General features: G+C 65.7%; 19 protein-coding genes. 13 read left to right on the plus strand and 6 right to left on the minus strand.

What is annotated here, in order from left to right; translation table 11 throughout:
• The first annotated feature begins 1 nt into the window (after position 1).
• The 10 genes from K2W61_RS19225 to K2W61_RS19270 all read left to right on the plus strand — a co-directional run bounded on the left by K2W61_RS19225 (position 2) and on the right by K2W61_RS19270 (position 10220).
• On the plus strand, positions 2-1039 hold the full coding sequence (locus K2W61_RS19225; protein WP_236756340.1) for a branched-chain amino acid ABC transporter permease: 1038 nt from the start codon (positions 2-4) through the stop codon (positions 1037-1039).
• A gap of 91 nt (positions 1040-1130) precedes the next feature.
• Positions 1131-2252, plus strand: a complete 1122-nt coding sequence (locus tag K2W61_RS19230; protein ID WP_419761649.1) for an ABC transporter substrate-binding protein — start codon at positions 1131-1133, stop codon at positions 2250-2252.
• Between the two features lie 40 nt (positions 2253-2292).
• The gene (locus K2W61_RS19235) at positions 2293-3087 is read left to right on the plus strand and encodes an ABC transporter ATP-binding protein (protein ID WP_175140693.1); all 795 of its coding nucleotides are present in this window, start codon (positions 2293-2295) and stop codon (positions 3085-3087) included.
• The gene (locus K2W61_RS19240; RefSeq protein ID WP_236756342.1) at positions 3084-4940 is read left to right on the plus strand and encodes an AMP-dependent synthetase/ligase; all 1857 of its coding nucleotides are present in this window, start codon (positions 3084-3086) and stop codon (positions 4938-4940) included. Before K2W61_RS19235 ends, K2W61_RS19240 begins: the two co-directional genes overlap by 4 nt.
• A complete protein-coding gene (locus K2W61_RS19245; RefSeq protein ID WP_175140648.1) occupies positions 4937-6091 on the plus strand; it encodes a thiolase family protein in 1155 nt (384 codons plus the stop codon). The genes K2W61_RS19240 and K2W61_RS19245 overlap by 4 nt, the downstream gene beginning before the upstream one ends.
• Positions 6088-6747, plus strand: a complete 660-nt coding sequence (locus K2W61_RS19250) for a TetR/AcrR family transcriptional regulator (protein WP_236756343.1) — start codon at positions 6088-6090, stop codon at positions 6745-6747. The genes K2W61_RS19245 and K2W61_RS19250 overlap by 4 nt, the downstream gene beginning before the upstream one ends.
• 108 nt (positions 6748-6855) lie before the next feature.
• Entirely contained in the window at positions 6856-8271 is a 1416-nt protein-coding gene (locus K2W61_RS19255; protein WP_236756344.1) for a COG3014 family protein, read from the plus strand.
• A 29-nt stretch (positions 8272-8300) separates the two neighbouring features.
• Positions 8301-8705, plus strand: a complete 405-nt coding sequence (locus K2W61_RS19260) for a YcfL family putative periplasmic lipoprotein (RefSeq protein ID WP_175131542.1) — start codon at positions 8301-8303, stop codon at positions 8703-8705.
• A gap of 64 nt (positions 8706-8769) precedes the next feature.
• Entirely contained in the window at positions 8770-9378 is a 609-nt protein-coding gene (lpoB, locus tag K2W61_RS19265) for a penicillin-binding protein activator LpoB (protein ID WP_175131541.1), read from the plus strand.
• A 26-nt stretch (positions 9379-9404) separates the two neighbouring features.
• A complete protein-coding gene (locus tag K2W61_RS19270) occupies positions 9405-10220 on the plus strand; it encodes a penicillin-binding protein activator LpoB (protein WP_175131540.1) in 816 nt (271 codons plus the stop codon).
• 12 nt (positions 10221-10232) lie between these two features.
• On the opposite strand, the gene K2W61_RS19275 is transcribed toward K2W61_RS19270, so the two are convergent.
• Together K2W61_RS19275 and K2W61_RS19280 are read right to left on the minus strand one after the other, a co-directional pair.
• Positions 10233-11057 (minus strand): YggS family pyridoxal phosphate-dependent enzyme, encoded by an 825-nt coding sequence (locus K2W61_RS19275; RefSeq protein ID WP_419761651.1) that lies wholly within the window; start codon positions 11055-11057, stop codon positions 10233-10235.
• On the minus strand, positions 11057-12310 hold the full coding sequence (locus K2W61_RS19280) for a benzoate/H(+) symporter BenE family transporter (RefSeq protein WP_236756346.1): 1254 nt from the start codon (positions 12308-12310) through the stop codon (positions 11057-11059). The genes K2W61_RS19275 and K2W61_RS19280 overlap by 1 nt, the downstream gene beginning before the upstream one ends.
• 181 nt (positions 12311-12491) lie before the next feature.
• Between K2W61_RS19280 and pdxR the strand changes: the two genes are divergently transcribed.
• Positions 12492-14006, plus strand: a complete 1515-nt coding sequence (gene pdxR, locus K2W61_RS19285; protein ID WP_175131537.1) for a MocR-like pyridoxine biosynthesis transcription factor PdxR — start codon at positions 12492-12494, stop codon at positions 14004-14006.
• Positions 14007-14055: 49 nt separating this feature from the next.
• Here the strand turns inward: pdxR and K2W61_RS19290 are convergent, their stop codons facing one another.
• From K2W61_RS19290 to prfB, 4 genes are all read right to left on the minus strand, one after another.
• Complete coding sequence (locus K2W61_RS19290) at positions 14056-14373, minus strand: preprotein translocase subunit TatB (protein WP_236756347.1); 318 nt, start codon at positions 14371-14373, stop codon at positions 14056-14058.
• A 15-nt stretch (positions 14374-14388) separates the two neighbouring features.
• Positions 14389-15912, minus strand: coding sequence for a lysine--tRNA ligase (lysS, locus tag K2W61_RS19295; protein ID WP_236756348.1), 1524 nt, complete (start codon positions 15910-15912; stop codon positions 14389-14391).
• Between the two features lie 11 nt (positions 15913-15923).
• Positions 15924-16679, minus strand: a complete 756-nt coding sequence (locus tag K2W61_RS19300; protein ID WP_175131534.1) for an SDR family oxidoreductase — start codon at positions 16677-16679, stop codon at positions 15924-15926.
• Between the two features lie 42 nt (positions 16680-16721).
• Positions 16722-17826 (minus strand): peptide chain release factor 2 gene (gene prfB, locus K2W61_RS19305; RefSeq protein ID WP_175131533.1). Its coding sequence is split into 2 segments (ribosomal slippage): positions 16722-17744 and positions 17746-17826, totalling 1104 coding nucleotides; the frame shifts between segments, so codons are not numbered across the junction.
• A gap of 295 nt (positions 17827-18121) precedes the next feature.
• Between prfB and K2W61_RS19310 the strand changes: the two genes are divergently transcribed.
• Both K2W61_RS19310 and K2W61_RS19315 read left to right on the plus strand, forming a co-directional pair.
• The gene (locus K2W61_RS19310) at positions 18122-19432 is read left to right on the plus strand and encodes an MFS transporter (RefSeq protein ID WP_175131532.1); all 1311 of its coding nucleotides are present in this window, start codon (positions 18122-18124) and stop codon (positions 19430-19432) included.
• Between the two features lie 136 nt (positions 19433-19568).
• Complete coding sequence (locus tag K2W61_RS19315) at positions 19569-25334, plus strand: autotransporter outer membrane beta-barrel domain-containing protein (RefSeq protein WP_175131531.1); 5766 nt, start codon at positions 19569-19571, stop codon at positions 25332-25334.

Genomic DNA, 25334 nt, shown 5'->3' on the forward strand with positions numbered 1-25334 from the left:
CATGCGCATCGCGACCGCGAAAGAGACCTACCGCGCCGACGAGGCGCTGTTCGATACCCACACCCAACGGCTGTGGCTGGTGCTGCTGGCGGCGTCGCTGGCGCTGTTCCCATTCGTGGCCGACGCCTACTGGCTGTACCTGGCGTGCCTGGTGGCGATCAACGTGGCCAGCGCGACCGGACTCAACATCCTGACGGGCTATACCGGATTGGTGAGCCTGGGGCAAGCGGCTTTCATGGGGCTGGGCGCGTATACGGTGGCGGTGATGGAGTTGCGGCTGGGCACGCCGGTGCTGCTGAATCTGGCCGGTGGCGGCGTGGTGGCGATGCTGGGGGGGCTGCTGGTGGGGATTCCGTCGCTGCGGGTCAAGGGCCTGTACCTGGCGATCTCGACGATCGCGGCGTCGTTCATTGCGCACTTCGTGTTCGCCAACTGGGCCTTCACGGGGGGCACGGGCGGGTTGCAGGTGCCGCCGGCACGGCTGCTGGGGATCGACCTGGACACCTCGTTCAAGCTCTATTGGCTGATCGTGCCCTTGACGGTGTTGATGGTGCTGGGCGCGGCCAACCTGTTTCGTACCCGCATCGGCCGCGCCTTCATCGCGATCCGCGACCGCGACATCTCGGCCGAGGTGTTGGGCATCCACCTGCTGCGCTACAAGTTGCTGTCGTTCGGCCTGTCGTCGTTCTACGCGGGCGTGGCCGGCGGGCTGTGGGCCTATTTTTTCCGCGTGGTCACGCCGGAGAGTTTTCCGCTGATCATGTCGATCTTCTTTCTGGCCGCCATTATCGTCGGCGGCATGGGGTCGATCCTGGGCGCCATCCTGGGCGCCGTGTTCATGACCATGGTGCCCGAGCTGCTCAAGCTGGTGGTGGGCTGGCTGCCGGTGGGCGGCGACGCGCTGCGTTTGATTTCGCCGGTGCGAACCATCGTGTTCGGCCTGCTGATCGTGGGCTTTCTGATCTTCGAGCCGCACGGGCTCGCGGAAATCTGGCGCCGCGTGCGCCGCTATTTTCACCTCTGGCCTTTCCGCACGTAGGCCAGTCCCAAGATAACCAGGAGACGAAACCATGAAGCGCATCCGGATAGGCAGCGGTTTATCGAAGTTGCTGGCGCCCTTGGGCGTGGCAATGACGCTGGCGGTGGCGCCGCCGGCCCAGGCCGAGGAGGACCTGGTGCTGGGCGGCTCGATCCCGTTGAGCGGCGTGTTCGCGTTTGCCGGGCAGGGCATTCACGCCGGCATTACCGACTACGTCAAGATCATCAACGAGCAGGGCGGCATCAAGGGCCGCAAGCTGCGTTATGTGCCGGAGGATACGGGCTACAAGGTGGACGCGTCGGTGGCGGCTTTCAAGAAGATCACCAGCCAGAACAAAGTGAACTTCTACTATGGCGATTCGACCGGATTTTCCAAGACCATCAATGCCGAGCTGGATCGCTCGGGCAAGATCCTGATGACGGGCGCCTCGTTCGCCACCGAATTGAACGATCCGGCCAAGTATCCGGCGCAGTTCATGCTGGGGCCGGACTACACGGAAATGTTCGGCATCCTGCTGCGCTACATCGCCAAGGAAAAGCCGGGCGCCAAGGTGGCGTTCGTGTACTCGGACACGGAGTTCGGCCGCGATCCGATCGCCAGTTCGCGCGCGGTGGCGCAGAAGCTGGGGTTGACGGTGGCCACCGAGATCATGACGCCGCCAGGCAGCGTGGACGTATCGACGGAGGTCATCAAACTGCGCCGCGCCGATCCGGACTTCACGATCTTCCACGGCTACGTGCTGGCGCCAATTCCCGAGTTCGTCGGGCAGGGCAAGCGCATGGGCCTGAAGACGCGCTACATGGGTACGTTCTGGACCATGGACAATTCCACCGTGATGCAGATGGGCGAGGATGCCGAGGGCTTCATGGGCGTGATGCCCTATCGTTACTACTATGACCAGGCGGCCGATGCGCCGATGCTCAGGAAGATCCGCGAGATGCGTCCGCAATACCAGAGCACCGGCTACATGCAGGGCTTCCTGGCGGCGATGCTGTTCTCGGAAGTGGCCAAGCGCACGCTGGAGGCAGGCAAGGAATTGACCAGCGCCAACATGAAGGCGGCGCTGGAAGGAATCAAGGACTTCGACACCGGTGGACTGATCGGCGTGCCCATCAGCATCAAGGGCAACTCTATCCCGGTGGGCCGTATCTACCGGGCCGACACCAAGCAGAAGCAGATGGTGCCGGCATCCGATTGGATCGTGCTGCAGTGAGGCGCCCGTGAGCCCGGAACACGATGCGTCGCCGCCGACGGTGCTGGACATCAACAACATCGAGGTGGTCTACAACAAGGCGGTGCAGGTACTGCGCGGACTGTCCCTGTCGGTGCCGGCCGGCGCCATCGTGGCGCTGCTGGGCAGCAATGGCGCCGGCAAATCGACCACGCTGAAGGCGGTGTCGCGCCTGCTCGACCTGGAGGACGGCGAGCTGGCGCGCGGGCGCATTCTGTTCGACGGCGCTGATACCGCCGGGGCGCGGCCACAGAACCTGGTGCGGGCCGGCCTGGCGCATGTGATGGAAGGGCGCCGCGTATTCGAGGACCTGTCGGTGGAGGAAAACCTGGTGGCCGCGACCTATGCGTTGAGCGGCCGCGCCGGCGCCAAGGCCGACTTCGATCTGGTGTATGGCTATTTCCCGCGGTTGTACGAGCGGCGCCGCGGTCTGGCGGGCTATCTGTCGGGCGGCGAACAGCAGATGCTGGCGATCGGGCGGGCGCTGATCGCGCAGCCCAAGCTGATGCTGCTGGATGAGCCATCGCTGGGACTGTCGCCGCTGCTGGTGGAGGCGATCTTCACCATCATCGCGCGCATCAATCGCGAGCAGGGGGTGTCGATGCTGCTGGTCGAGCAGAACGCGTCGGTGGCGCTGGCGGTGGCCCACTACGGCTACATCATGGAAACGGGCAAGGTGGTGATCGACGGCACGGCAGAGAAGTTGGCGGCCGATCCCGACGTGCGCGAGTTCTACCTGGGGGTGGGGGGCGCGGGCGAGGCGCGCGGCTTTCGCGATATCAAGCACTACAAGCGCCGCAAGCGCTGGCTGTCATGAGCCCGGCCCGCGCACCCTCCGGCGCCGCGCCGGACAAGTGGCCGGCACTGACGTTGCCGCAGATGCTGCGCGAACAGGCGCGGCGGCAGCCGGCCGCCATTGCGCTCCGGCAGAAGGACTTCGGCATCTGGCGGCCCGTGTCATGGGCGGAGTATTGGCGCCGCGCCTGCCACGTCGGGCTGGGCCTGCAGGCGGCCGGCCTGTCGCGCGGCGGGCGCGTGGCGGTGGTTGCCGAGAACCGGCTGGAGTGGCTGCTGACCCAGTTGGGCGCGGGCGCTGTCGGCGGCGTGGCGGTCGGCGTGTACGCGACCAGTCCGGCCGAGGAAATGGGCTATGTGCTGGAGCATGCCGATGTCGAACTGGTGGTGTGCGAGGACCAGGAGCAGACCGACAAGGTGCTGCAGGTGGCACACCGGCTGCCGCTGCTGCGGCGGATCGTGGTGATGGAGACCAAGGGGTTGCGCTCCCACGCACCGGCCGAGCGCGCGCGCATCATGGCGTTTGCCGAGCTGGAGGCCGATGGCCAGCGGCTCGAGCCTGATGGCCTGGCGGCGCTGAACACATGGCTCGACGCGCAACAGTTGGACGACCTGGGACTGATGATCTACACGTCAGGCTCTACCGGCAAGCCCAAGGGCGCGATGCTCAGCTACCGCAACATGCGGGGTGTGGCGCCAGGCATCGCCGAGCGCCTGGGGATGAATGCGGCCAGCGTGCACCTGTCGTATCTGCCGCTGTGCCACGTGGCCGAACAGATGCTGTCGACCTTCGTGCCGATCTACCTCGGGGCGCAGGTCAATTTCGGCGAGTCGATCCGCACGGTGCAGGAGGATCTGCGCGAGGTGGCGCCGACGATATTCCTGGGCGTGCCGCGCATCTGGGAAAAGCTGCATGCGTCGATCTCGATCAAGATGCAGGAAGCCGGCCGCCTACAGCAATGGTTGTACCGGCGCGCCCTGGCGGCGTGCGCGCCGTTCGCGCACAAGTCGCCGCGGCAACGCGGGCCGCGCGAACGCCTGACCTATGCGCTGTGGTACTGGCTGGTGCTGCGCGCCTTGCAGAACTTCATCGGCCTGCGGCGCGCGCGGGTGGCGATGACGGGGGCGGCGCCGATCGCGCCGGAGGTGGTGCGCTACTTCCGCAACCTGGGCGTGCCGCTGGTGGAGGTCTATGGCCTGACCGAATCGACCGGCATGATCTTCGGCCAGCATCCGGACCGGGTGATGGCGGGCACGGTGGGCGAACCGATCCTGGGCGTGGATTGGCGCCTGGGGGCGTCGGGCGAATTGCAGGTGCGCGGCGAGATGGTGTTTGCCGGTTACTACAAGAACCCGGCCGCCACCGCCGACACGGTGCGCGATGGCTGGTTGCATACGGGCGACGTGGCCGAGGTGCGCGACGGCCAACTGCGCATCGTCGACCGCCTGAAGGACATCATGATCACTGCTGGAGGCAAGAACCTGACGCCGTCGGAAATCGAGAACGCGGTCAAGAGCAGCCCGTACGTGAAGGAGTGCGTGATCGTGGCCGACGGCCGGCGCTATGTCGCGGCCTTGATCCAGCTGGAGTTCGAGACGGTGGCCAAGTGGGCCGAATCGCGCCGCATCGCCTTTACCCATTTCCGTTCGCTGGCCGAATGCGCCGAGGTGCGCGAGCTGGTGGCGGCCGAAGTGGCGCGCGCCAACGCGGGGCTGGCGCCGGTGGCGCAGATCAAGCGCTTCCACCTGTTGACCAAAGAGCTGGACCATGACGACGGCGAGGTCACCGCGACTATGAAGGTGCGCCGCGCCAGCATTTACCGCAGCTACGCGGACCAGATCGAACGGCTCTACGCCGAGGAGACGCCAGCATGAATGAAGCGGTGATCGTGGAAGCGGTGCGCACGCCGTTCGGAAGGCGCGGCGGCTGGTGGGCTGACAAGCGCCCCGATGACCTGTTGGCCGAGGTAATCCAGGGCCTGCTGGCGCGTGCCGGCCTGCCGGGCGGCCAGGTAGACGATGTGATCGCCGGCTGCGTCAGCCAGGCCGGAGAGCAGGGCGCCAACATCGGCCGCCTGGCGGCGCTGCTGGCCGGCCTGCCGGAGACGGTGCCGGGCGTGGCCCTGAACCGCATGTGCGGTTCGAGCCAGCAGGCGGTGCATGCGGGGGCGCAGGCCATCGCGGCCGGCGACATGCGCTACGTGGTCGCCGGCGGGGTCGAGAGCATGAGCCGCGTGCCGATGTTCCTGGACGTGACCTTGGGCCAGCGCGAATTCCGCGGCTTCGAATCGCTCAACCCAGGCCTGTTGCAGCGCTATCCGCTGATCCATCAGATCGAGAGCGCTGAACGCATTGCCGAGCAGTGGCAACTGGGACGCGCCGAGCTGGATGCGTGGTCGATGCAGAGCCATGCGCGCGCCTGGGCCGCGGCCAGCGCCGGCCGTCACAGCGAATTGCTGCCGGGGCCGGTTGGCACGCCCGCGCGCGACGAGGGGATCCGTGAACGGGCCGATCCGGCCAAGATGGCGGCGTTGCCGCCGGCGCTGCGGCCGCCGGGGCAGGGCAACGTGACGGCGGCGCAGTCGAGCCAGCTGGCCGATGGCGCGGCGGCGGTGCTGCTGGCGGACCGCGCGGCCGCGCTTGCGGACGGGCTCCGGCCGCAAGCGCGCTTTCGCGCCCGGGTGGCGATCGGCTCGGACCCGGTATTGCAATTGACCGGCGTGATCGCGGCCACCGAGCGCGCGCTAGAGCGTGCCGGGCTGCGGTTGCAGGATCTGGACTGGATCGAGATCAACGAGGCATTTGCCAGCGTGGTGCTGGCCTGGCTGAAGACGCTGGACGCGGACCCGGCGCGCGTCAATCCGTGGGGCGGCGCGATCGCGCACGGACATCCACTGGGGGCCACCGGCGCGGCGTTGATGGCGAAAATGCTGGCGGGCCTGCGCGCCGGCGGCGGTCAGTTCGGCTTGCTGGTCATGTGCATCGGGCACGGCATGGCGACCGCGACGATCGTCGAACGGCTATGAGCGGCCCGGCTGCGCCGGATGGCCACGAGGACGGCGCCGAATCGTTGCGCCGGGCCGAGGTTGTCCTGACCGCGGCCCGGCTGTTTCGCCAGCATGGCTATGAGCGCACCACGGTGCGCGAGCTGGCGCGCGCCGTGGGCCTGCAATCGGGCAGCCTGTTTCATCATTTCCGCAGCAAGGAGGAAATCCTGGTGGCGGTGATGAACAATGGCATCCAGGAAGTCCTGGACGCCGGCCGCCAGGCGCTGGCGCAGTATCGCACGCCGGCCGACCGGCTGGCGGCGCTGTTCCGTGTGCATATGTGGAGCATGTTGCACGGCGCCGGCGGCGACGCGATGAACGCGCTGGTCTACGAGTGGCGCAGCCTGTCGGCGCCGAGCCAGGCCAGGGTCAAGGTATTGAGCGACCGCTACGAGGCGATGTGGCAGGACGCCGTGGCGGCCGCGGTCGAGGCCGGGGTCTTGAGCGGCGATGCGCGGGTCATCAAGCGCTGCGTGCTGGGGGCCATGAATCTGACGGTGCAATGGTACAAGCCGGATGGGCGGCTGCGGCCGGCCGCCTTCATTGATGAAATGCTGCGCGCCAGCCTGCCGGCCTTGCCGCAGGGGGCGGGCCCTTGGCCGCTGGCGGCCGGTCTGGGTACGGGAAATTGCTGAAACAAATGCAAATATTGTTGTTCATTTGTTAAGTATGTAGAAATAATGTTAAAAGCTTGTTTCTCTTAGAAACATAATCCGGGATCACTCCGGGAGGGATAGAGGAACATGCTGCGAGTCTTTACGGCTTCGGGCCTGGCGTTGCTATTGGCCGGCTGCGCTGCGACACACCAGAGCAAAGTGGGACAGAGCACGGCTGACGCCAGCCAGGGACGGTTGCAGGAAGCAATTGTCAATGTGGATGGACAGTTGCAGGGTGACAAGGCCAACGATGTGCTGCTCAACCTGGAGAAAGGCGAATTGCTGCGCATCGCCTCGAACTACGGCGAAAGCATGTCGGCCTTCGAGATCGCCGATGGCGCGGTCAAGGAATGGGAAGCGCAGGCGCGCGGTCTGACCACCGAAGTCGCCACCCAGGTGGGGGCGACGTTGCTCGGCGACGGCATCCGCGATTACGAAGTGCAGGACTACGAAAAGGTCATGCTGACCACGCTCATGGCGATGAATCGCCTGTCTCAGGGCGATCTGGACACGGCCCGCGTCGATATCAAGCGTACCCACGAGCGCGAAGCCCTTATCGCGCAGGTGCGCGCCAAGCAAACCGAAGCGGCTGAAGCCAAGGCCAAGGAAAACGGCGCCGAGGTCCAGAGCGCGGAGCTCCAGGGCTATCCCATCGAGACCTTGAATGACCCCGAAGTGCTGGGGTTGAAGAACGGCTATCAGAATGCCCTGAGCCACTACCTGTCGGGTTTCGTCTATGAAGCGTTGAACGAACCCAGCCTAGCGGCGCCGGGCTACCGCCAGGCGATCCAGTTGCGGCCGGGCAGCGCGGTGCTCGAAGCCGGTCTCAAGGGACTGGACGCGCGCCGTGGTCAGCAGCGCAAGAACGGGTTGACCGATGTGCTGTTCGTGATCGAGTCGGGCAATGCGCCGGCGCGCGAATCGAAGAAGTTCATGTTGCCGGTGCCGACGCCGCAGGGCCTGGTGACCGTGGGCATGTCCTATCCCGTGATCAATGCGCTGTCGGACGCCCCTGATGTGGCACGGATCGCGGTGGGGGACACGATGCTGGAGACCGGATTGGTCGCCGATTTCAATGTCATGGCGCGCCGTGCGTTGAAAGATGATCTGCCTGGCATGCAGGCCCGCGCGGCGGTGCGCATGCTGGCCAAGGCGGGCGCGCAGGTGGTGCTGAACAAGGAGGGCGGCGTGTTGGCCGGCCTGCTCGGCAACATCGCGGCCGCGGTGATCGAGCCGCCGGCCGACGATCGCATGTGGCGCACGTTGCCGGGGCGCGTCTACGTGGCGCGTGCGTTCCTGCGGCCGGGTGACTACAACGTCTCGCTGCCGGGCCTGACGGGCACGCCGCACGCCATTTCGGTGAGCGGGCGCCACATGGTGGTGCCGCTTCGCACGTATGCATCGGTGACCTATTTCGGCGTGCCGGGGCGTTTTGGCGAACTGGCCGTGCCGAAGGCGCCGGGCAAACGCCGTCCCGCTCCCAAGTCCGTTTCCCTGAACTGAGCGCGCCCTGCGCGTATCGGAAGACTCCCATGAAGCAATTCATCCAATGCTCGATGGCGTTGGTGCTGGGGCTGGCCCTGGCGGGCCAGGCCGCGGCCCAGGCCAATCCCGCGCCTTCGTATGCGGCCTCGACCGGCATTGCCGCCAAGCTGATGGTGCGCGATTCGGTGCGCGACCTGCGCGTCGAAAGCCTGCGTTCGCAGCGCCGCAATGACGTGATGGTGGTGCAGGCCGAGATCGTCAACACCAGCGGCCTGAGCACTCGCCTGTATTACCGCTTCCGTTGGCTCGACGCGGACGGCATGCAGGTCGGCGACGACGCGGCCTGGCAGCCGTTGACGTTCCTGAATCGGCAGAACCACGTCATCAAGGGCGTGGCCTATGGTCCGCAGGCGACCGATTTCCGCCTCGAGATGAGCGCCGGCGCGCCTTGATGGCATGGGCCGCGGGCCCCGGTTCCTGTTTTCGACATTCCAGAAAAGTACTCACGGAGTTTGTATGCATTCCATTCTGTTCCGCCGGCTGCTGACCGGCGCGTCCGTGTCCTCGGCGCTGTTGCTGGCGGGTTGCCAGACGATGCAACCGACGGTCGATTCGTCTTCCGGCGTGAGCTATGGCGATGCCAAGGCGGTCGAGACGGTGAGCAATGAGTTCGGTTCGACCGACCTGCAAATGATCGCCGAGAAAATGACCGGCTCGTTGCTGGAAAGTCCGGTGCTGACTGGCCGGCCGACGCTGACCCTGGCGCCGGTGCGCAACAAGACCAGCGAATACATCGATACCAAGTCGATCATGAATACCATCCAGACCCGGTTGGTCAAGAGCGGCAAGGTGCGGTTCACTCGCAGCATGGATGAAATGCAGCCCGGCGTGGAGGAATTGCAGCGCCAGAATCAGAGCGGCCTGTACAAGAACCAGGGCAGGGCCAAGATGGGCAACATGGTCGGCGCCAAGTACGCGCTGGAAGGTGAGATCGGTTCCATCGTCAAGCGCGCCGGCGGCGTCAAGGACGTTTATTACAAGATGACGCTCAAGCTGTACGACGTGCAGGAAGGCACCATCGAATGGCAGGAAGAAAAGGAAATCCGCAAGACCACGCGCCGTTGACCCCATCGTCCAGCCGAGGCATTTCAATGTTGAAAACCTACCGTTTGATTGCCGCGCTGTCCCTGTGCGCCGCGGCGCTTCCCGTGGCGCGCGCTGCCGAGCCCAAGATCGCGGTCACCGACCTTGCCTATGAAGAGCGCGTCAGCGAGTACTTTCGCGTCGTGTCCGCGTCGAGCAAACGCAGCGTCAACGCCAGCGGCAGCGTGCATGACGGCCCGCGTTCGTACTCCGAGCGCGGGCGCCTGAGCGCCCGCTCGGAGAGCCACTACTACGAGGAGGAGGGCACCTATTCGTATATCGAGTACGGCGAGTTGCGCAAGTACACCGCCGATCTCAAGGGTGCCATGCTCAAGGGGGGAGGCGTGCGGCTGGTGCAGGGCAAGGCCTATCAGGGCAAGCCGACCGAAAAGGTGTTCGACATCCTGGCGCGGATCAGGCAGGGGCAGTTCGCCGGCGCCGACTATGTGCTGTTCGGAACCGTCAGCGACATCCAGTTCAACCAGAACGCAATGTCGTTCGGCGGCTCGGCCACGTCGGCCACGCTGGGGCTGGATATCACCGTCGATTTCAGTCTTATCAACACCCGGACTCACGAAATCAAGGCGGCCTTTACGGCGCTGGGATCGGGGCAGGACGTGAAGGTGGTGTCGCGGCCCGGTGACCGGGCCACGTTCAGCCGGCCCAAGGTGATCGCCGAGGCGTCCAAGAGCCTGGCGGAAGCGGCCTATGGCGAGCTGATGAGCCAGTTCGGGCTGCCCGGCCGGCATTTGCAGGGTTCGGGCGCGGCGGGTGAATCCGCCGCGCCGCCGGTCTCGCGCAACGAGCCTGTCGTGACCTACTGAACGCCGGGCGGGCTACGCGGCGCCGGGCCAGTAATGACTGGCCGGCAGCGCCCGCGCGCCGAAGATGGCCTGGCCCACGCGCACGACGGTGGCGCCTTCCTCGATGGCGATCTCGAAGTCGCCGGACATACCCATCGACAGTTCGTCCAGGACGATGCCCGCCGGCGCCCGCTGGCGCAGGCAGTCGCGCAGGCCGCGCAGCAGCACGAAGCACTGGCGCACCCGCTCGGCCTCGCTGGAGAACAGCGCCAGCGTCATCAAGCCGCGCACCCGCAATGAGGAAAACGCCGGCAGCGCCTGGAGGAAAGCGGCTACGTCGTCCGGGGCCAGGCCATATTTGCTGGGTTCGCCGGAGGTGTTGACTTGCACATACACGTCCAGCGCCCGGCCTTCGGCCTGCAGGCGGCGGTCCAGCGCTTCGGCCAGGCGCAGGCTGTCGAGCGCCTGGAACTCGCTGGCGAATTGCACCATCAGCTTGGCCTTGTTGGTCTGCAGGTGGCCGATGACCGACCAGCGCAGATCGGCCAGGTCGGGGGTGCTCGCCCACTTGCGGTGCGCCTCCTGGATCTTGTTCTCGCCCAGCAGGCGGCAACCGGCGGCATGGGCCAGCCGGATACGCGATTCGTCCATGGTCTTGCTGACCGGCAGCAGCCGCACGCCGGCCGGATCGCGGCCGACGCGCCGGCAGGCGGCATCCATGCGCGCGTGGATGGCGGCCAGGTTGCGGCGAAAGTCCGCGACGCTCAGGGCCTGGGGGTAGCGGCCGTGCCGGTCGTGACGGGTCGGTGTATCGGGCGCGCAGGCCACCAAGGGGCCGGGATCGGGCTGGGATGCCATCATTTCACCATTTCCTTGCCGGCGGCGGGGCGCGGCAGGTCGGCGTAGCGCGACGGGCGCGGGCGTTGCGGCAGGCGGCCATTGAGCAGGGCGTGCGCGGCCAGGCCGATCACCAGGCCCCAGAAGGCGCCGCCGATGCCGAACAGCTTGATGTTGGCGGCCGCCGCCAGGAAGGTGATGAGCGCGGCTTCGCGCGTTTTGGGCTCGGCCAGGGCGCTGGCCAGACTGCCGCCGATGGTGCCCAGCAGGGCCAGGCCCGCCAGGGTGGTGATGAAGCTGGCGGGCAGGGCCATGAACACGGCGGCCAGGGTTACGCCGAACACGCCCACCAGGATGTAGAAAATGCCGGCGGCGATGCCCGCGACCCAGCGCTTGGCCGGATCGTCGTGCGCCTCCTTGCCGGTGCAGATAGCGGCCGTGATCGCCGCCACGTTGAACGCGTGCGAGCCGAACGGCGCCATCAGCAGCGAACCCAGGCCGGTGACCGTCACGATCGGATTGGCGCTGGTCCTGAAGCCGTCGTTGCGCAGCACCAGCATGCCGGGCATGTACTGGCCGGTGAGTGTGATCAGGAACAGGGGCAGGGCCACGCTGAGCAAGCTGTTGAGCGAGAAGGCCGGGGCGGTATAGACGGGGGCGGCAAAGGCCAGCGTCAGGCCCGACAGATCGATCCGGTCCTGCAACAGCAGCAAGGCCAGCCCCGACACCAGGATGCCGACCACGGCGTAGCGCGCGGTAAAACGCTTGAGCGTTACGTAGGCCAGGATCAGCCAGCCCGTCAGCAGCGGGTCCAGCGTCATGCCGCCGAAGGCGCCGATGCCGAACGGCAGCAGGATGCCGGCCAGCAGGCCGGCGGCCACGCCAGGTGGAATCAGGCGGATCGCCTTGTCGAAGCAGCCGGACAGGCCGAGCAGGACGAAGGCCGCCGCCGACAGCAGGTAGGCGCCAACAGCTTCAGGGTAGGGCGTGGTGGCGAGCGCCGTGACCAGAAAGGCCGCGGCGGGGGTGGACCAGGCGGTGATGATGGGCTCGCGGGCGGCCCAACTGAGCAGGATGCCGGTCACGCCCACGCCGATGGACACGGACCAGACCCATGAGGCGGTCAGCGCCGGGCTCAGGCCGGCGATCTTGGCGGCCTGGAATACCAGGACGAAGGTGCCGCCATAGTTGACGATGACCGAGATCAGGCCGGCGACGACGGGGTGCAGGAGATCGCGCGCTTGCAGTGTGTTGGGGGAGTGCGGAGAAGCCATGGGCGGAACGGATGGAGTCGGCGAAGGTTGGGGGAAGCGGTCTTTGTAGCGCCATATTGGACTGGCTAGACCGTATACTTTTCCTTCATGGACCAGACCACTTTTTTCGAGCTGTCCGCCAGGGCGCGGCTAGAATGGCGGAGTTCTAACCTATATAGCCTGCGCCATCGGGGCCGACCGCATGAGCAAGACATTCGCGCTGGAGACCTTGAAGATCCGCATGGCCGACGCCGACTTGCGCGCGCTCGACCTGCATCTGCGCATCCAGCGCGCGCTGGGCGCGCTGATCCTGGATGGCGGCCTGGCGGCGGGGGTGAAGCTGCCGGCGACCCGCGCGCTGGCGCAATCGCTGGGTGTGGCGCGCGACACGGTCGAGAACGCCTACGTGCAATTGCAGCGCGACGGTTTCATCGCGCGGCGCAAAGGCTCGGGTAGCTATGTGTCCGAGAGCATTGGCGCCGAGCTGCGTGGCGCGGCTCGGCGCCGGGGCCGCACGCCGGCGCGGCACGCGGCCGGCGTGCGGCCCGCGGCGGTGGCAGGCGGCCCCGGCCTGAGCCGGCGCGGACAGGCGATCCATGATAGCGGCGGCGTGGCCGACCAGCAGTCGATCCAGGCCTTTGCCACCGGCCTGCCCGAGACCCGTACCTTTCCGGTCGCGGTGTGGGAGCGGCTGCAGCGCCAGGTGCTCAAGGATCATCGCGGCCATGTCTTGCTGCACGGCGATCCGCAAGGCGCCGAGCCCTTGCGCAAGGCCATCGCCACCTACCTGAACCTGGAGCGCGGCGCCAAGGTGCGGGCCGACCAGATCGTGGTGCTGAGCAGCACGCGGCAGGCCCTGTTCCTGTGCGCGCAACTGCTGGGGGATGCCGGCAGGCCGATCCTGCTGGAGAACCCGGGCTATTTCGGCGCGCGCAAGGCATTCGAGTTCGCCGAAGCCCGCGTGGTGCCGATCGATGTCGATGCGCAGGGCATTCGCACCGATCTGCTGCGGGCCGATCGCAGCGGCGCCGCGTGCGTCTATGTGACGCCGTCGCATCAGTATCCGACCGGCGCCACGTTGTCGCTGGAGCGCCGGCTCGAACTGACGCGCTGGGCGGGCGAGGCGGGCAAGTGGATCATCGAGGACGACTACGACAGCGAGTTCCATTATGACGGCCTGCCGACCGCCTGCGTGCAGGGGCTGGACAAGCACGGCCGGACCCTCTATCTGGGCACTTTCAGCAAGACGCTCTATCCCGGTCTGCGCGTGGGCTACATGGCGTTGCCGGACGCGCTGGTGGCCGCCTTCAGCCGCGCGCGCAGCATCATCGACGGGCATACGCCGCAGATCCTGCAATTGACCCTGGCGCGGTTCATGGATGATGGCCACTACAACGCTCATGTGCGCGCCATGCGCAAATTGTATGGCGCGCGGCGCGAGGCGATGCTGGAGGCGGTGGGCCGGCACCTGGCCGGCGTGGCGCGCGCGCTGCGGCCGCAAGGCGGGTTGCAGGTGCCTTGCCTGCTGGAGCCGGGCTGGACAGAAGCGGACACCATCCGGCGGGCGGCGGCGGCCGGACTGGTGCTGCCGGGGCTGCAGCGCCTGTATGCCGGCACACCCGCATTGCAGGGCTGGCTGCTGGGCTACGCTTCGCTCAGCGCACACGAAATCGACCTGGCCGTGCGGCGCCTGGCGGCGGTCTTGCGCAGAAAGTAGGCGGCAGGGCGCGCGTGGCCGCGCGCAGCCATGGAGAGGGCGAAGCTCCCTAGCCCTTGCGCTTGAGGAAGGCGCCGACGCCGCAGGCGACGGCGAACGCCAGCAGGGCGCCGGCGATGGTCAGCAGGAAATCGGCTTCGCCGTGATAGCCGCCGCCGGTCACGCCGCCGGCGACGCTGCCCATCCACAGCACCGCCGTGACCAGCGCGCCGGTCACGGACAGGGCGGTGGCCAGGCACAGGGCGATGAACAGCGGCGCGCGGCGCGCGGGGGGCGCGCCGTAGCCGCCGCGGCCGCGGCGCGGTTGCATCACCATGTAGAACAGCGCGGCCACCACCGCGGCCAGCATCAGGATCTTGACGATCATGATGCCGCCTGCGGCTTAGTCTTCACGGCGCAGATGCGGGAAGAGGATGACGTCGCGGATGCTGGGGCTGTCGGTCAGCAGCATGACCAGGCGGTCGATGCCGATGCCGCAGCCGCCCGTCGGGGGCATGCCGTATTCCAGCGCGCGGATGTAGTCGGCGTCGTAATACATGGCTTCCTCGTCGCCGGCGTCCTTGGCCTCGACCTGCGAGCGGAAACGCTCGGCCTGGTCTTCAGGGTCGTTCAGCTCGGAGAAGCCGTTGGCGATCTCGCGGCCGGTCATGAACAGCTCGAAGCGCTCGGTGATGCCCGCGCGGGTATCGGAGGCGCGCGCCAGCGGCGACACTTCGACCGGGTAGTCGATGATGTAGGTGGGGTTCCACAGCTTGGCTTCGGCCGTTTCCTCGAACAGCGCCAGTTGCAGCGCGCCCAGGCCGGCGCGCGCCAGCACCGGGCCGTCGGCGTCGGCGCCCAGCTTCTTGAGCTCGGCGCGCACGAAGGCGGCATCGTCCAGTTGCGCCTGGGTGTAGCCGGGGGCGTACTTGAGGATGGCTTCGCAGATGGTCAGGCGGTCGAACGGCTTCCCCAGGTCCAGCTCGCGTTCCTGGTAGGTCAGCACGGCGCTGCCGGTGGCCGAGATGGCGGCCTGGCGGATCAGTTCCTCGGTGAAGTCCATCAGCCAGCGGTAGTCCGCATAGGCCGCGTAGAACTCCATCATGGTGAATTCCGGATTGTGGCGCGGGCTCACGCCTTCATTGCGGAAGTTGCGGTTGACTTCGAATACGCGTTCGAAGCCGCCGACGATGAGGCGCTTGAGGTAGAGCTCGGGCGCGATGCGCAGGAACATCTCCATGTCCAGCGCGTTGTGGTGCGTGACGAAGGGCTTGGCCGCCGCGCCGCCCGGGATCGGGTGCAGCATGGGGGTCTCGACTTCAAGGAAGCCGGCGTTCAGCATGAATTGGCGGATGCTGCCGACGGCCTTGCTGCGCGCCTCGAAAGTGCGGCGCGTGGCGTCGGTCATGATGAGATCGACGTAGCGCTGGCGGTAGCGCAGTTCCTGGTCGGCTACGCCGTGGAACTTGTCGGGCAGCGGACGCAGCGACTTGGACAGCAGGCGCGCGGTGGCGGCGTGCACCGACAGCTCGCCCTTGTTGGTCTTGAAGACCGACCCCTCGACCGCGATGATGTCGCCGATGTCCCATTGCTTGAACGCGGCGTAGCTGTCTTCGCCCAGCGTGCCGCGGTCCAGGTAGATCTGGATGCGGCCGGTGCTGTCCTGCAGGGTGGCGAAGCTGGCCTTGCCCATGACGCGCTTGAGCATCATGCGGCCGGCGACCTTGACGGTGACGGGCGCGGCGGCCAGGGCTTCCTGCGTCTGGTCGTCGTACTTGTCGTGCAGGGCCGCGGCGCGGGCGTCGGGGACGAAATCGTTGGGATACGCGACCCCGGTTTCGCGCAGTTTGGCCAGCTTGGCGCGCCGTTCGGCGATCAAGCGGTTTTCATCCTGGGCGGGTGCCGGAGCGGTCGTGTGGTCGGTCATGGTCGGGAGGATCAGTCGTAATTGCGGATGTCGTCGATTTCGGTGGTGCCGAAATCGTCGCGATCCAGGTAGGCGAGGATGCGGGCGGCCACATCGGCGGGGGCGGACAGCTTGCCACTGGCGTGGAAGTCCTGGAACTTGGCCAGCGCGGGGAAGCTCTTGGGGTCGCTGGCGCGGATGGCCACCTGCATGTCGGTGTCGACGATGCCGGGGGCCAGCGAGACGACGCGCGCGCCGCCTTCGCCCTGTTCCTGCTTGACCACGCGCGTATACATGTCGAGCGCGGCCTTGGTGGCGCAGTACACGCCCCAGCCCGCGTTGGGATTGCGGCCGGCGCCGGACGAGATGTTGAGCACGCGGCGATCGGCCTTGAGGTCTTCGACGGCGGCCAGGAAGCGCGCGGTCAGCAACATCACGGCCGAGACGTTCAGGTTGAAGGCGGCGGCGATGGCCGGGCCGTCGATCAGCGCGTCGGTGCCGGCCACGGGGTGCACGGTGCCGGCGTTGTTGATCAGCAGGTAGCGGCCGGCATCGCGCGGCAAGGTGTCGCAGATGCGGCGCGCGGCCGCTTCGGCCGCGGCCAGGTCAGAGAGGTCCACGGACAGCTGTTCCAACTGCACGTCCCGCGAGCGGGCGTAGGCCGCCAGTTCGGGGTCTTCGCGGCGCGCCAGGGTGATCAGGCGGGTGCCCGGCTTGGCCAGGCCGCGCGCCATGGCGGCGCCGATGCCGCGCGAAGCGCCGGTGAGAATTGCGATGGTGTCGGACATGCGTGAATCCTCTGGGGACGGTGGACGGAAGTATCGCGGAACTTAGACGCCTTGCTTGAGGCTGGCCTGGATGAAGGGATCCAGGTCGCCGTCCAGCACCTTCTGCGTGTTGGAGATTTCGACGTTGGTGCGCAGGTCCTTGATGCGGCTCTGGTCCAGCACGTACGAGCGGATCTGGTGGCCCCAGCCCACGTCGGTCTTGGAGTCTTCCAGCTTCTGCTGCTGGGCCATGCGGTTGCGCATTTCCAGTTCGTACAGCTTGGACTTGAGCATCTGCATCGCTTCGGCGCGGTTGCGGTGCTGTGAGCGGTCGTTCTGGCACTGCACCACGATGCCGGTCGGGATGTGCGTCAGGCGCACGGCCGAATCGGTCTTGTTGATGTGCTGGCCGCCCGCGCCGGAAGCGCGGTAGGTGTCCACGCGCAGATCGGCCGGGTTCACTTCGACTTCGAAGGAGTCGTCGACCTCGGGGTAGACGAACACGCTGGCGAACGAGGTGTGGCGGCCGCCGGACGAGTCGAACGGGCTCTTGCGCACCAGGCGGTGCACGCCGGTTTCGGTGCGCAGGTAGCCGAAGGCGTATTCGCCCTCGAGTTTGATGGTGGCGGACTTGATGCCGGCCACTTCGCCCTCGGATTCTTCCAGCACTTCGGCCTTGAAGCCCTTGCGCTCGGCGTACTTGAGGTACTGGCGCAGCAGCATCGAGGCCCAGTCCTGCGCTTCCGTGCCGCCCGCGCCCGCCTGGATGTCCAGGAAGCAGTTCAGCGGATCGGCCGGGTTGGAGAACATGCGGCGGAATTCCAGGCCTTCGAGTTTTTCCTGGAAGCCGTCGGCATCCTGTTCGATGGATTCGAGCGTGGCGTCATCGTCGTCGGCGGCGGCCAGTTCGAACAATTCGTTCGAGTCGGCCAGGCCCGTGCCGAGGGCGGTGAGCGTCTCGACCACGTCTTCGAGGGATTTCTTTTCACGGCCCAGGTCCTGGGCGTGCTTGGGGTCGTTCCAGACCGCCGGGTCTTCGAGCTCGGCGTTTACGACTTGCAGGCGTTCGGCTTTGGCATCGTAGTCAAAGATACCTCCGTAGAGCCTGTTCGCGCTCCGCGTAGTCGGCGAGGCGGGCTGCGAGCTGGTTCTGACGTTCGGCTTCCATGATGATTCCTGGTGACTTTTGTGCGAAACCGGGCATTTTACCGTGTAAGACGCCAGCCCGTGGGCCGCGCCCGTATACAGGGGGACGGATGAGGAAGAAAAGCCGTCCGGGCGTGCCTTTGCCCGATTCCGCCGCGCGGCGCTAAGGGTTTGCGCGCACAGCGCATAGTTGTTCAGTTTTTTGTCATCTCGGGGGTTCTAGCCTTGGTCAGCCGGCCCATATGCCCCCAGGGGGCGCGGGACCGGACCAGTTGCCGGCAAACAGCCGGCCTGTCCCGTTAGAGGAGGAGACGTTGATGGAACATACTATGGCCCCCGGGGTCTCGCCGGCGATCCCGGCGGCTGAGGAGGACCGGATCTACCGCAAAGTCGGATGGCGGTTGCTGCCGCTATTGGTGGTCTGCTATGTCGTGGCCTATCTGGACCGCGTCAACGTCGGCTTCGCCAAGCTGCAGATGCTGCAGGAACTCCAGTTCAGCGAGACGGTGTACGGGCTGGGCGCGGGCATCTTCTTCATCGGCTATTTCCTGTTCGAGATCCCCAGCAACATCATCCTGCACAAAGTCGGCGCGCGCATCTGGATCGCGCGCATCATGATCACCTGGGGCATCATCTCGTCATGCATGCTGTTCGTGTCCAGCGTGCACATGTTCTATTTCCTGCGCTTCCTGCTGGGCGCGGCCGAGGCCGGATTCTTCCCCGGCATCATCCTGTACCTGACCTACTGGTACCCGGCCGCCCGCCGTGGCCGCATCACCACGTTCTTCATGACCGCGGTGCCGATGTCGGGCCTGATCGGGGGTCCGATCTCCGGCTGGATCATGGGCACGTTCCATGGCGACCACGGCCTGTCGGGCTGGCAATGGCTGTTCCTGCTGGAGGGCATTCCGTCGGTGATCATCGGCGTGCTGGTGCTGCTGTATCTGGATGACCGCATCAACAAGGCCAAGTGGCTGAGCCCCAGCGAGAAGGCGCTGCTGATCCGCAACATCGCCGCCGAGGAACAGCACAAGGAAGACCCGCCGATCCGTGCCGCCCTGACGCGTCCGCGGGTGTGGGCGATGGCGCTGATCTATTTCTCGTTCGTGATGGGACTGTACGGCGTGGGGTTCTGGATGCCGACGCTGATCAAGAGCACCGGCGTGCAGAGTCCGCTGGCGATCGGCCTGCTGACGGCGGTGCCCAACCTGTTTGCGGTGATCGGCATGATCCTGATCGCGCGCAACTCCGACCGCAACCGCGAGCGCCGCTGGCACGTCGCGATTCCGGCGCTGTGCGGGGCGGTGGGGCTAATGTTCTCGGCCATCTGGAGCGGCAACACGGTCCTGGCGATCCTGGCGCTGACGGTGGCCAACATCGGCATCTGCACGGTGCTGCCGCTGTTCTGGAGCCTGCCGACCGCGCTGCTGGGCGGCACGGCCGCCGCCGCCGGCATCGCGCTGATCAACTCGGTGGGCAACCTGGCGGGCTTCGTCAGTCCTTATCTGGTGGGCTGGCTCAAGGACATGACCGGCACCACCAACGCCGGCCTGTACCTGCTGTCGGCGTGCCTGGTGGTCGGCGCGCTGGTGGCGCTGGCGCAACCGGCCAGGCTGGTCAACAAGTAGGCGCGACGGCCCCGCCCGGCGGGGGCCTCACGCGACACGGGCGCATCCTCGCGGATGCGCCCATTTTTTTGCGCCGAGCGTCATTTGGTCTTGCTTCGCGGCGACAACGAAACTTTCCGCCTGTTTTGTGCCGAAAATGCTGGGGCGTATTGCGATAGCGAATCATTCTCGTTATCGCATATTTCCCTGGCAGTTTTGCGGCTCGGGCTTGGTCATTCTGACCGCAGCGGCCGCGGAGTTCAAAACCATCATGACCCTTGCTTCCTCGCGCGCTGCTTTCCGCCGACCGAACCGGCCAACCCGGATGTCGGCCCGCCACACGCACTCCAAGCGTTTCATTCCCAGCAAAACCACCACGGCCTTCTACGTCGCCCTGGCGCTCTCCGGCCAGGCGGCGGGTGTGTATGCCGCAGAGGGGGGAGGGGAAACGCCCGTGAACCCCGCCGGCACCCAAAATATCACACTGACCAAGGACAACACGCCGTTTGTGGCGACGCAGCCCCCTGGGCTGAATGGCAAAAACGGCAGCGGCGCCGGGCTGCCCTATGCGTCCGCGACCGATGGCGAGACGGCGTATGTCTTCACCACGCAAGCAGGCTCATTGCGCGACAGCAACGTGGTGCAGGTGAATACTCCCCTGATCGGTGGCGCGGCGGGGACCACGGCCGTCAAGATTGGCGAAAATGGCGCCCGCGGCGCGGATGCCATTCATGGCGGCAATCTCCGAATTGTTATCGACGGCGGTTCGATCAGGGGCGGCGCCGGCAGCCATGGCATGAATGGGCGCGGCGCTGTCGAAGGAGGAGATTCGCCGATGAAGGGCGGCAATGGCGGCAATGGCGGTGCCGCTATTGTGGGCAGCGACCTGGACATTGTGTTTACCGATAAGCCCGCAGGATCGATTAGCGCTGGAACCCCCGGTTTTGGACGGCAAGGCCTTGGCGCGGCAGGAGGCGAGGCCCAAGAAAGCGGGGTCCATGGCCGTTATGGGGAGGCTCTTCACTTCACCGGTGGCAACAACCTGATCACGCTTGAGCGGGGATCGGTCATCAACGGCAGCGTGCTGCTGGATGCGCCTGCCGGCTCGGCCGGCAGCATGCTGCATATCTTGAATAATGCAGCAGATTGGGTTGATTTGAATGGAACGTACCAAACAGGTTACGCCAGCATCAACCAAGGGCCGCTGATCAGGAAGCTACCGGCCAGCTCGCTTCCCGCCGATGATTCGGCTGAAGTGATCAATCGCATGCGCATGTCACAACTCATCGTTGGCGAAGGCGCTACGCTGATGGTTTCGGGAAAGGGCTCAACCCGGATCGGCGACTTGGTCCTGAAGGATGGCAGCACCCTCTCCGTCATTGCCCGCAGTGCGCTTAGAGGCGACGGCACGATATCCAGCACTCCGGAAAGCTTCCGGCTTACCCTCAATAACAGCAAAGCCACTATCAGTAAAACCGGCACCACGTTCAACTTGGCCGGGATCACCGATGGCAGCGCGACCGATCAGTTCCTCTTTGTTACCCAGAATCAACTCAACCCGGAAGTCTTCATCGATGGCGATTTCGCCAAGACTGCCGTCGGCGGCATTGTCGTCACCGAGCAGGCGCCGGTGGACTACTTGACGTTCGCATCCGGCATTGCAATGGGCGGGGAACGGACCCAAGCGGAGGTCGATGCTGATAAATTCGGCCTCAACTTGTCTGTGATACCGGCCCACCCCATCGGTTACCAGGCGACCTACAAACTCAGTTGGCTCGAAGACCCCGCCAAGGCGCACGGCACCTTCACCATTGCGGATGGCGGCGACTTTACCTTGGGCGCGGTGCTGGCCGACGTGAGCGCGAACACCAACACCACCAGGCCTTGGGATGGCAAGAGCCTGACCAAGGCGGGTTCCGGCGTGTTGCAATTGACGGCGGCAAACCTGTATACCGGCCCCACCACGATCAACGCGGGGGTGCTGAAGGCCGGGGTGGCGGACGCGTTTGCACAAAGCAGCGCGCTGACGATTGCCGCGGATGCCGCATTGAACCTTGGCGGATTCTCCCAGGCCGTGCGCGAAGGCGGGGCCATCACCAACAACGGCGCCATCTTGTTCAACAGCATGAACGCCGGCAAGACGGGCACGAACTCGGCGAGCTTGACCGGCAACCTGACCAACGCCGGCACGCTCGATCTCGACAACGGCGACAATGCCGTGGGCAAAACACTGAAGATCATTGGCGATTGGGCCGGCAGCACCGGCAGCCTGATTAAATTGGCCGCCGTCCTAGGCAATGGCGACGACAGTGTCGCCGACAAAGTCGAAATCACGGGCGCTGCCACCGGTGCCACCAAAATCCAGGTGCGCAATATCAACGGCGGGGGGGCGACCGGCACCACAAGCGGTATCACCCTGATCACCGCTGGCGACGCTAGCGTAAATGGCGCCTTCGCCCTGAGCGCCGACACCCTCACCGCCAATGGCCTGGTCTATTCGCTCCTGAACAAGGCCGATTCGGCCCACCATAAAATCTGGTACTTGAGCAGCGCGAAGAATAATGATGAGGGCGCGACGGCGATCATTCCTCCTGCCGGTGGGCAGCAGGACAGTGACAAGGTCACCCCTCCCACAATCGCGGCAGGCACCACGCTGCCTTTCGATTTTTCAAGGGCGCTGACCGCCGACGAGAAGGCGAAATACGTCGTCAACGCCGAGGGCGACCTGATCTTTGCGCCGGACGTCACGCTTGACATGACGATGGCCGGCATCACCGAGGCGGAGAAAAGCGGCGTCGAGATCACAAGCGTCACCGGCGCCATCGAGGGCGATCTGCCCAACGTCACCGTCAACGGCGCGGCGCCGCCCGATTATCTGACGGCCAACGTTTCCAGATCGCAGGATGGCAAGACACTGCAAGCCGGGTACAAACTCAGCTGGAATGAAACGGCCGATAAATCGCATGGCACCTTCACCATTGCCAGCGGCGGCTTCGCGCTTGGCGCGGCGCTGGCCGACATGGGCGCGAACACCAGCGCCACCATGCCGTGGGATGGCAAGACCCTGACCAAGGACGGCGCGGGCACGCTGGTACTGACAGCCAGCAACACCTACACCGGCGACACGATCATCAAGCAGGGGGTGCTGAAAGCGGGGGCCGAAAATACGTTCGCCGCCAGCGCCAATCTGTCGATTGCCCAGGGCGCCATGCTCAACATGGGCGGTTATGCCCAAGCCGTGGGCGGCAACACTCACGGCGCCATCACCAACCGCGGCACCATCGTGTTCAACGACGTGGGCGAAGGCAAGAAAGGCGCCAGCCCGATGAGCTTGACCGGCAACGTCAGCAACGCCGGCACGCTCGAACTCGACACCGGCGACGCCACCGTTGGCAAAACCTTCCAAGTCCAAGGCGACTGGTTCGGCGATGTCGGCAGTTTGATTTCGCTGACCGCCGCACTGGCGGGCGACGACAGCAACACCGACAAGGTCGAGATCACGGGCGCGGCCACCGGCACCACCCGAGTCAAGGTCCGCAATGTCGGCGGCGCGGGGGGAGAAACCACCGCCGATGGCGGCATTACCCTCATCACCACGGGTAGCAGCCTGGCCAATGCCTTCGTGCTGGACAGCCCCGTCACCGCGGGCGGTTACGTCTACAAGCTCAGGCAAGGCAGAAAAGACGCAACCGGCAAGATCAACGAGGGGATTTGGGTTCTGAGCAGCCTGGCGGACACCCTCGTCTCGACGATTCCGCCCCAAAAACCGCTTTCCATCACGACAGGCGAGCCGTTTGGCGCCGATACCTTGAAGGACTACATCAATCAAGATGGCAACCTGAATATCGCCGCCGACGACCCCATCACGCTGACCGACGCCCATCCGCCAGCCACCAGCGAAGCGCTGGGCACGCCCAAGGTCATCCTGACCTTGCCAGCCACCGGGCCAGCCGGTAACGACACCAACAGCATCCATATCAACGGCAGGCCCAGAGTCACGGTCTTCGATGCGGGCGCGAGCGAGATCGATTACCTGACGCCCCGCCTCAGGGTTGCGGCGAGCGACGCCAAGAAACTGGAGCTCAGCTACCAGCTCCGTTGGAATGAGGACGATAAAACCCAGTCGGGTGGCAACTTCACCATCGCTGAAAACGGCACCTTCAAACTGGCGACAGCGCTGGCCGATGTGACGGGGGTTGATGCCGCTACCAATGCATTCAAGTGGGACGGCAAAACTCTGACCAAGAAAGGCGCGGGCACGCTGGAGTTGGCGGCCGCCAGCACCTATACCGGCGCCACCACCGTCGAGGCGGGCACGCTCAAAACCGCGATCGGCAACGCAATCGCCAATACCAGCAATGTGACCATCCGGCCGGGCGCCAGGCTCAATCTGGGGGCGACGAACCAGAACTTCGCCGGGATCGAGAACCAGGGCACCCTGATATTCAACGATGTTCAAGCCAACGGGACGCCGGTGTCCGCCCCGGTCACCCTCAAACTCGGCGCCGACGGCACCAGGGGCAAGTTCCTCAACAGCGGCACGCTCAGCCTCAAGAACTGCGACACTTGCGCCATCCAGACCTTTACCATCGACGGCGATTGGGAAGGCAAGGATGGCAGCGCGTTGACTCTGGGCGCGGTGCTGGGCGACGACAGCAGTCCTGCCGACCAGCTCATCATCCAAGGCATGGCCAGCGGCAAGACCTTGGTGACCGTCGAAAACGAAGGCGGCGCGGGCGGTCAAACCGTGGACGGCATCACCCTTATCACCGTCGCCGGTGGCGCCAGCGGCACCGATACCTTCGTGCTTGCCAACGACGTCACCGCAGGGGGGTATGTCTATTCGCTCAACAGCAAGGAAAACAGCGAGAAAAAGGCCAACGGTATTTGGTATCTGACCAGCGCCAAGCAAGCCTCACCGGGCTCCGACGACATCCGGAATCACAACGTCAGTCCCTTGTTCGGCGCCTATGCCAGCAACCTGCTTGCGGCGAACACGCTGTTCAACACCAGCTTGAGCGACCGCGAAAGCGGCGAGTCCGTGGACCCGGTCACCGGCGCGCGCGGCCGGGTCTGGGCCCGGGTCGCGGGGGGAACCACGCGCGGCATGATGTTCGACGGCGAAAACCGCTTCAGTGCCGACCGCAGCCTGCTGCAATTGGGCAGCTCGATCATCGCAGGCAGTGTGAACGGCCACGATGCGTGGCGCTTCGGTGTCATGGCGGGCCATGGTCAACAGCGCAGCAAAACCCGCAACGCCGCAACCGGCGACGCCCGTGGTCAAGTCGACGGCTATAGCGCCGGCGTGTATGGCACCTGGTACCAAGACGGCCAAAGCCATCGAGGCGCCTACGTCGATGGTTGGCTGCTTTACAACGACTTCGACAACAGCGCTCAGGGCACCGGCCTCAAGGAGAAGTACAAGGCCACCGGCGTGACCGCCTCGATCGAAGCCGGTTATGCCATTGACGTGGCGTCCTTCACCAATGGCGGCGGCCGCGAACACCGCTTGAGCGTGCGGCCGCAAGCGCAAATCGTGTATGGCGGCGTCAAAGCCAAGACCTTCGTGCAACAGGATGCGGGCCCGACCAGGGTCAAAGGCGAAGGCGATGGCAACATCCAAACCCGCCTTGGGGCGCGCCTGGCCATGGTCAGTAAACCGGCCGCCGCCGGCGCCAGCCTTGCCGGACAGATCGAGACCGCGCTCGAGCTGAACTGGCTGCACAACACCAACAAGTACGGGGTCACGATGGGCGCTAACCGCAACTGGATTCTCGGCGCGGATAACGTCGGTGAAGCCAAGGTCGCCGTCTCGGGCAACCTGAGCGACAACCTCGCGCTGTCAGCCAATGTCACCCATCAACAGGGCGACCACGGCTACCACGACACCCAAGGCGGCTTGAGCTTGAAGTATCGGTTTTAA

The organism is Achromobacter pulmonis (assembly GCF_021733725.1).
Taxonomy (GTDB): Bacteria; Pseudomonadota; Gammaproteobacteria; order Burkholderiales; family Burkholderiaceae_B; genus Achromobacter; species Achromobacter pulmonis.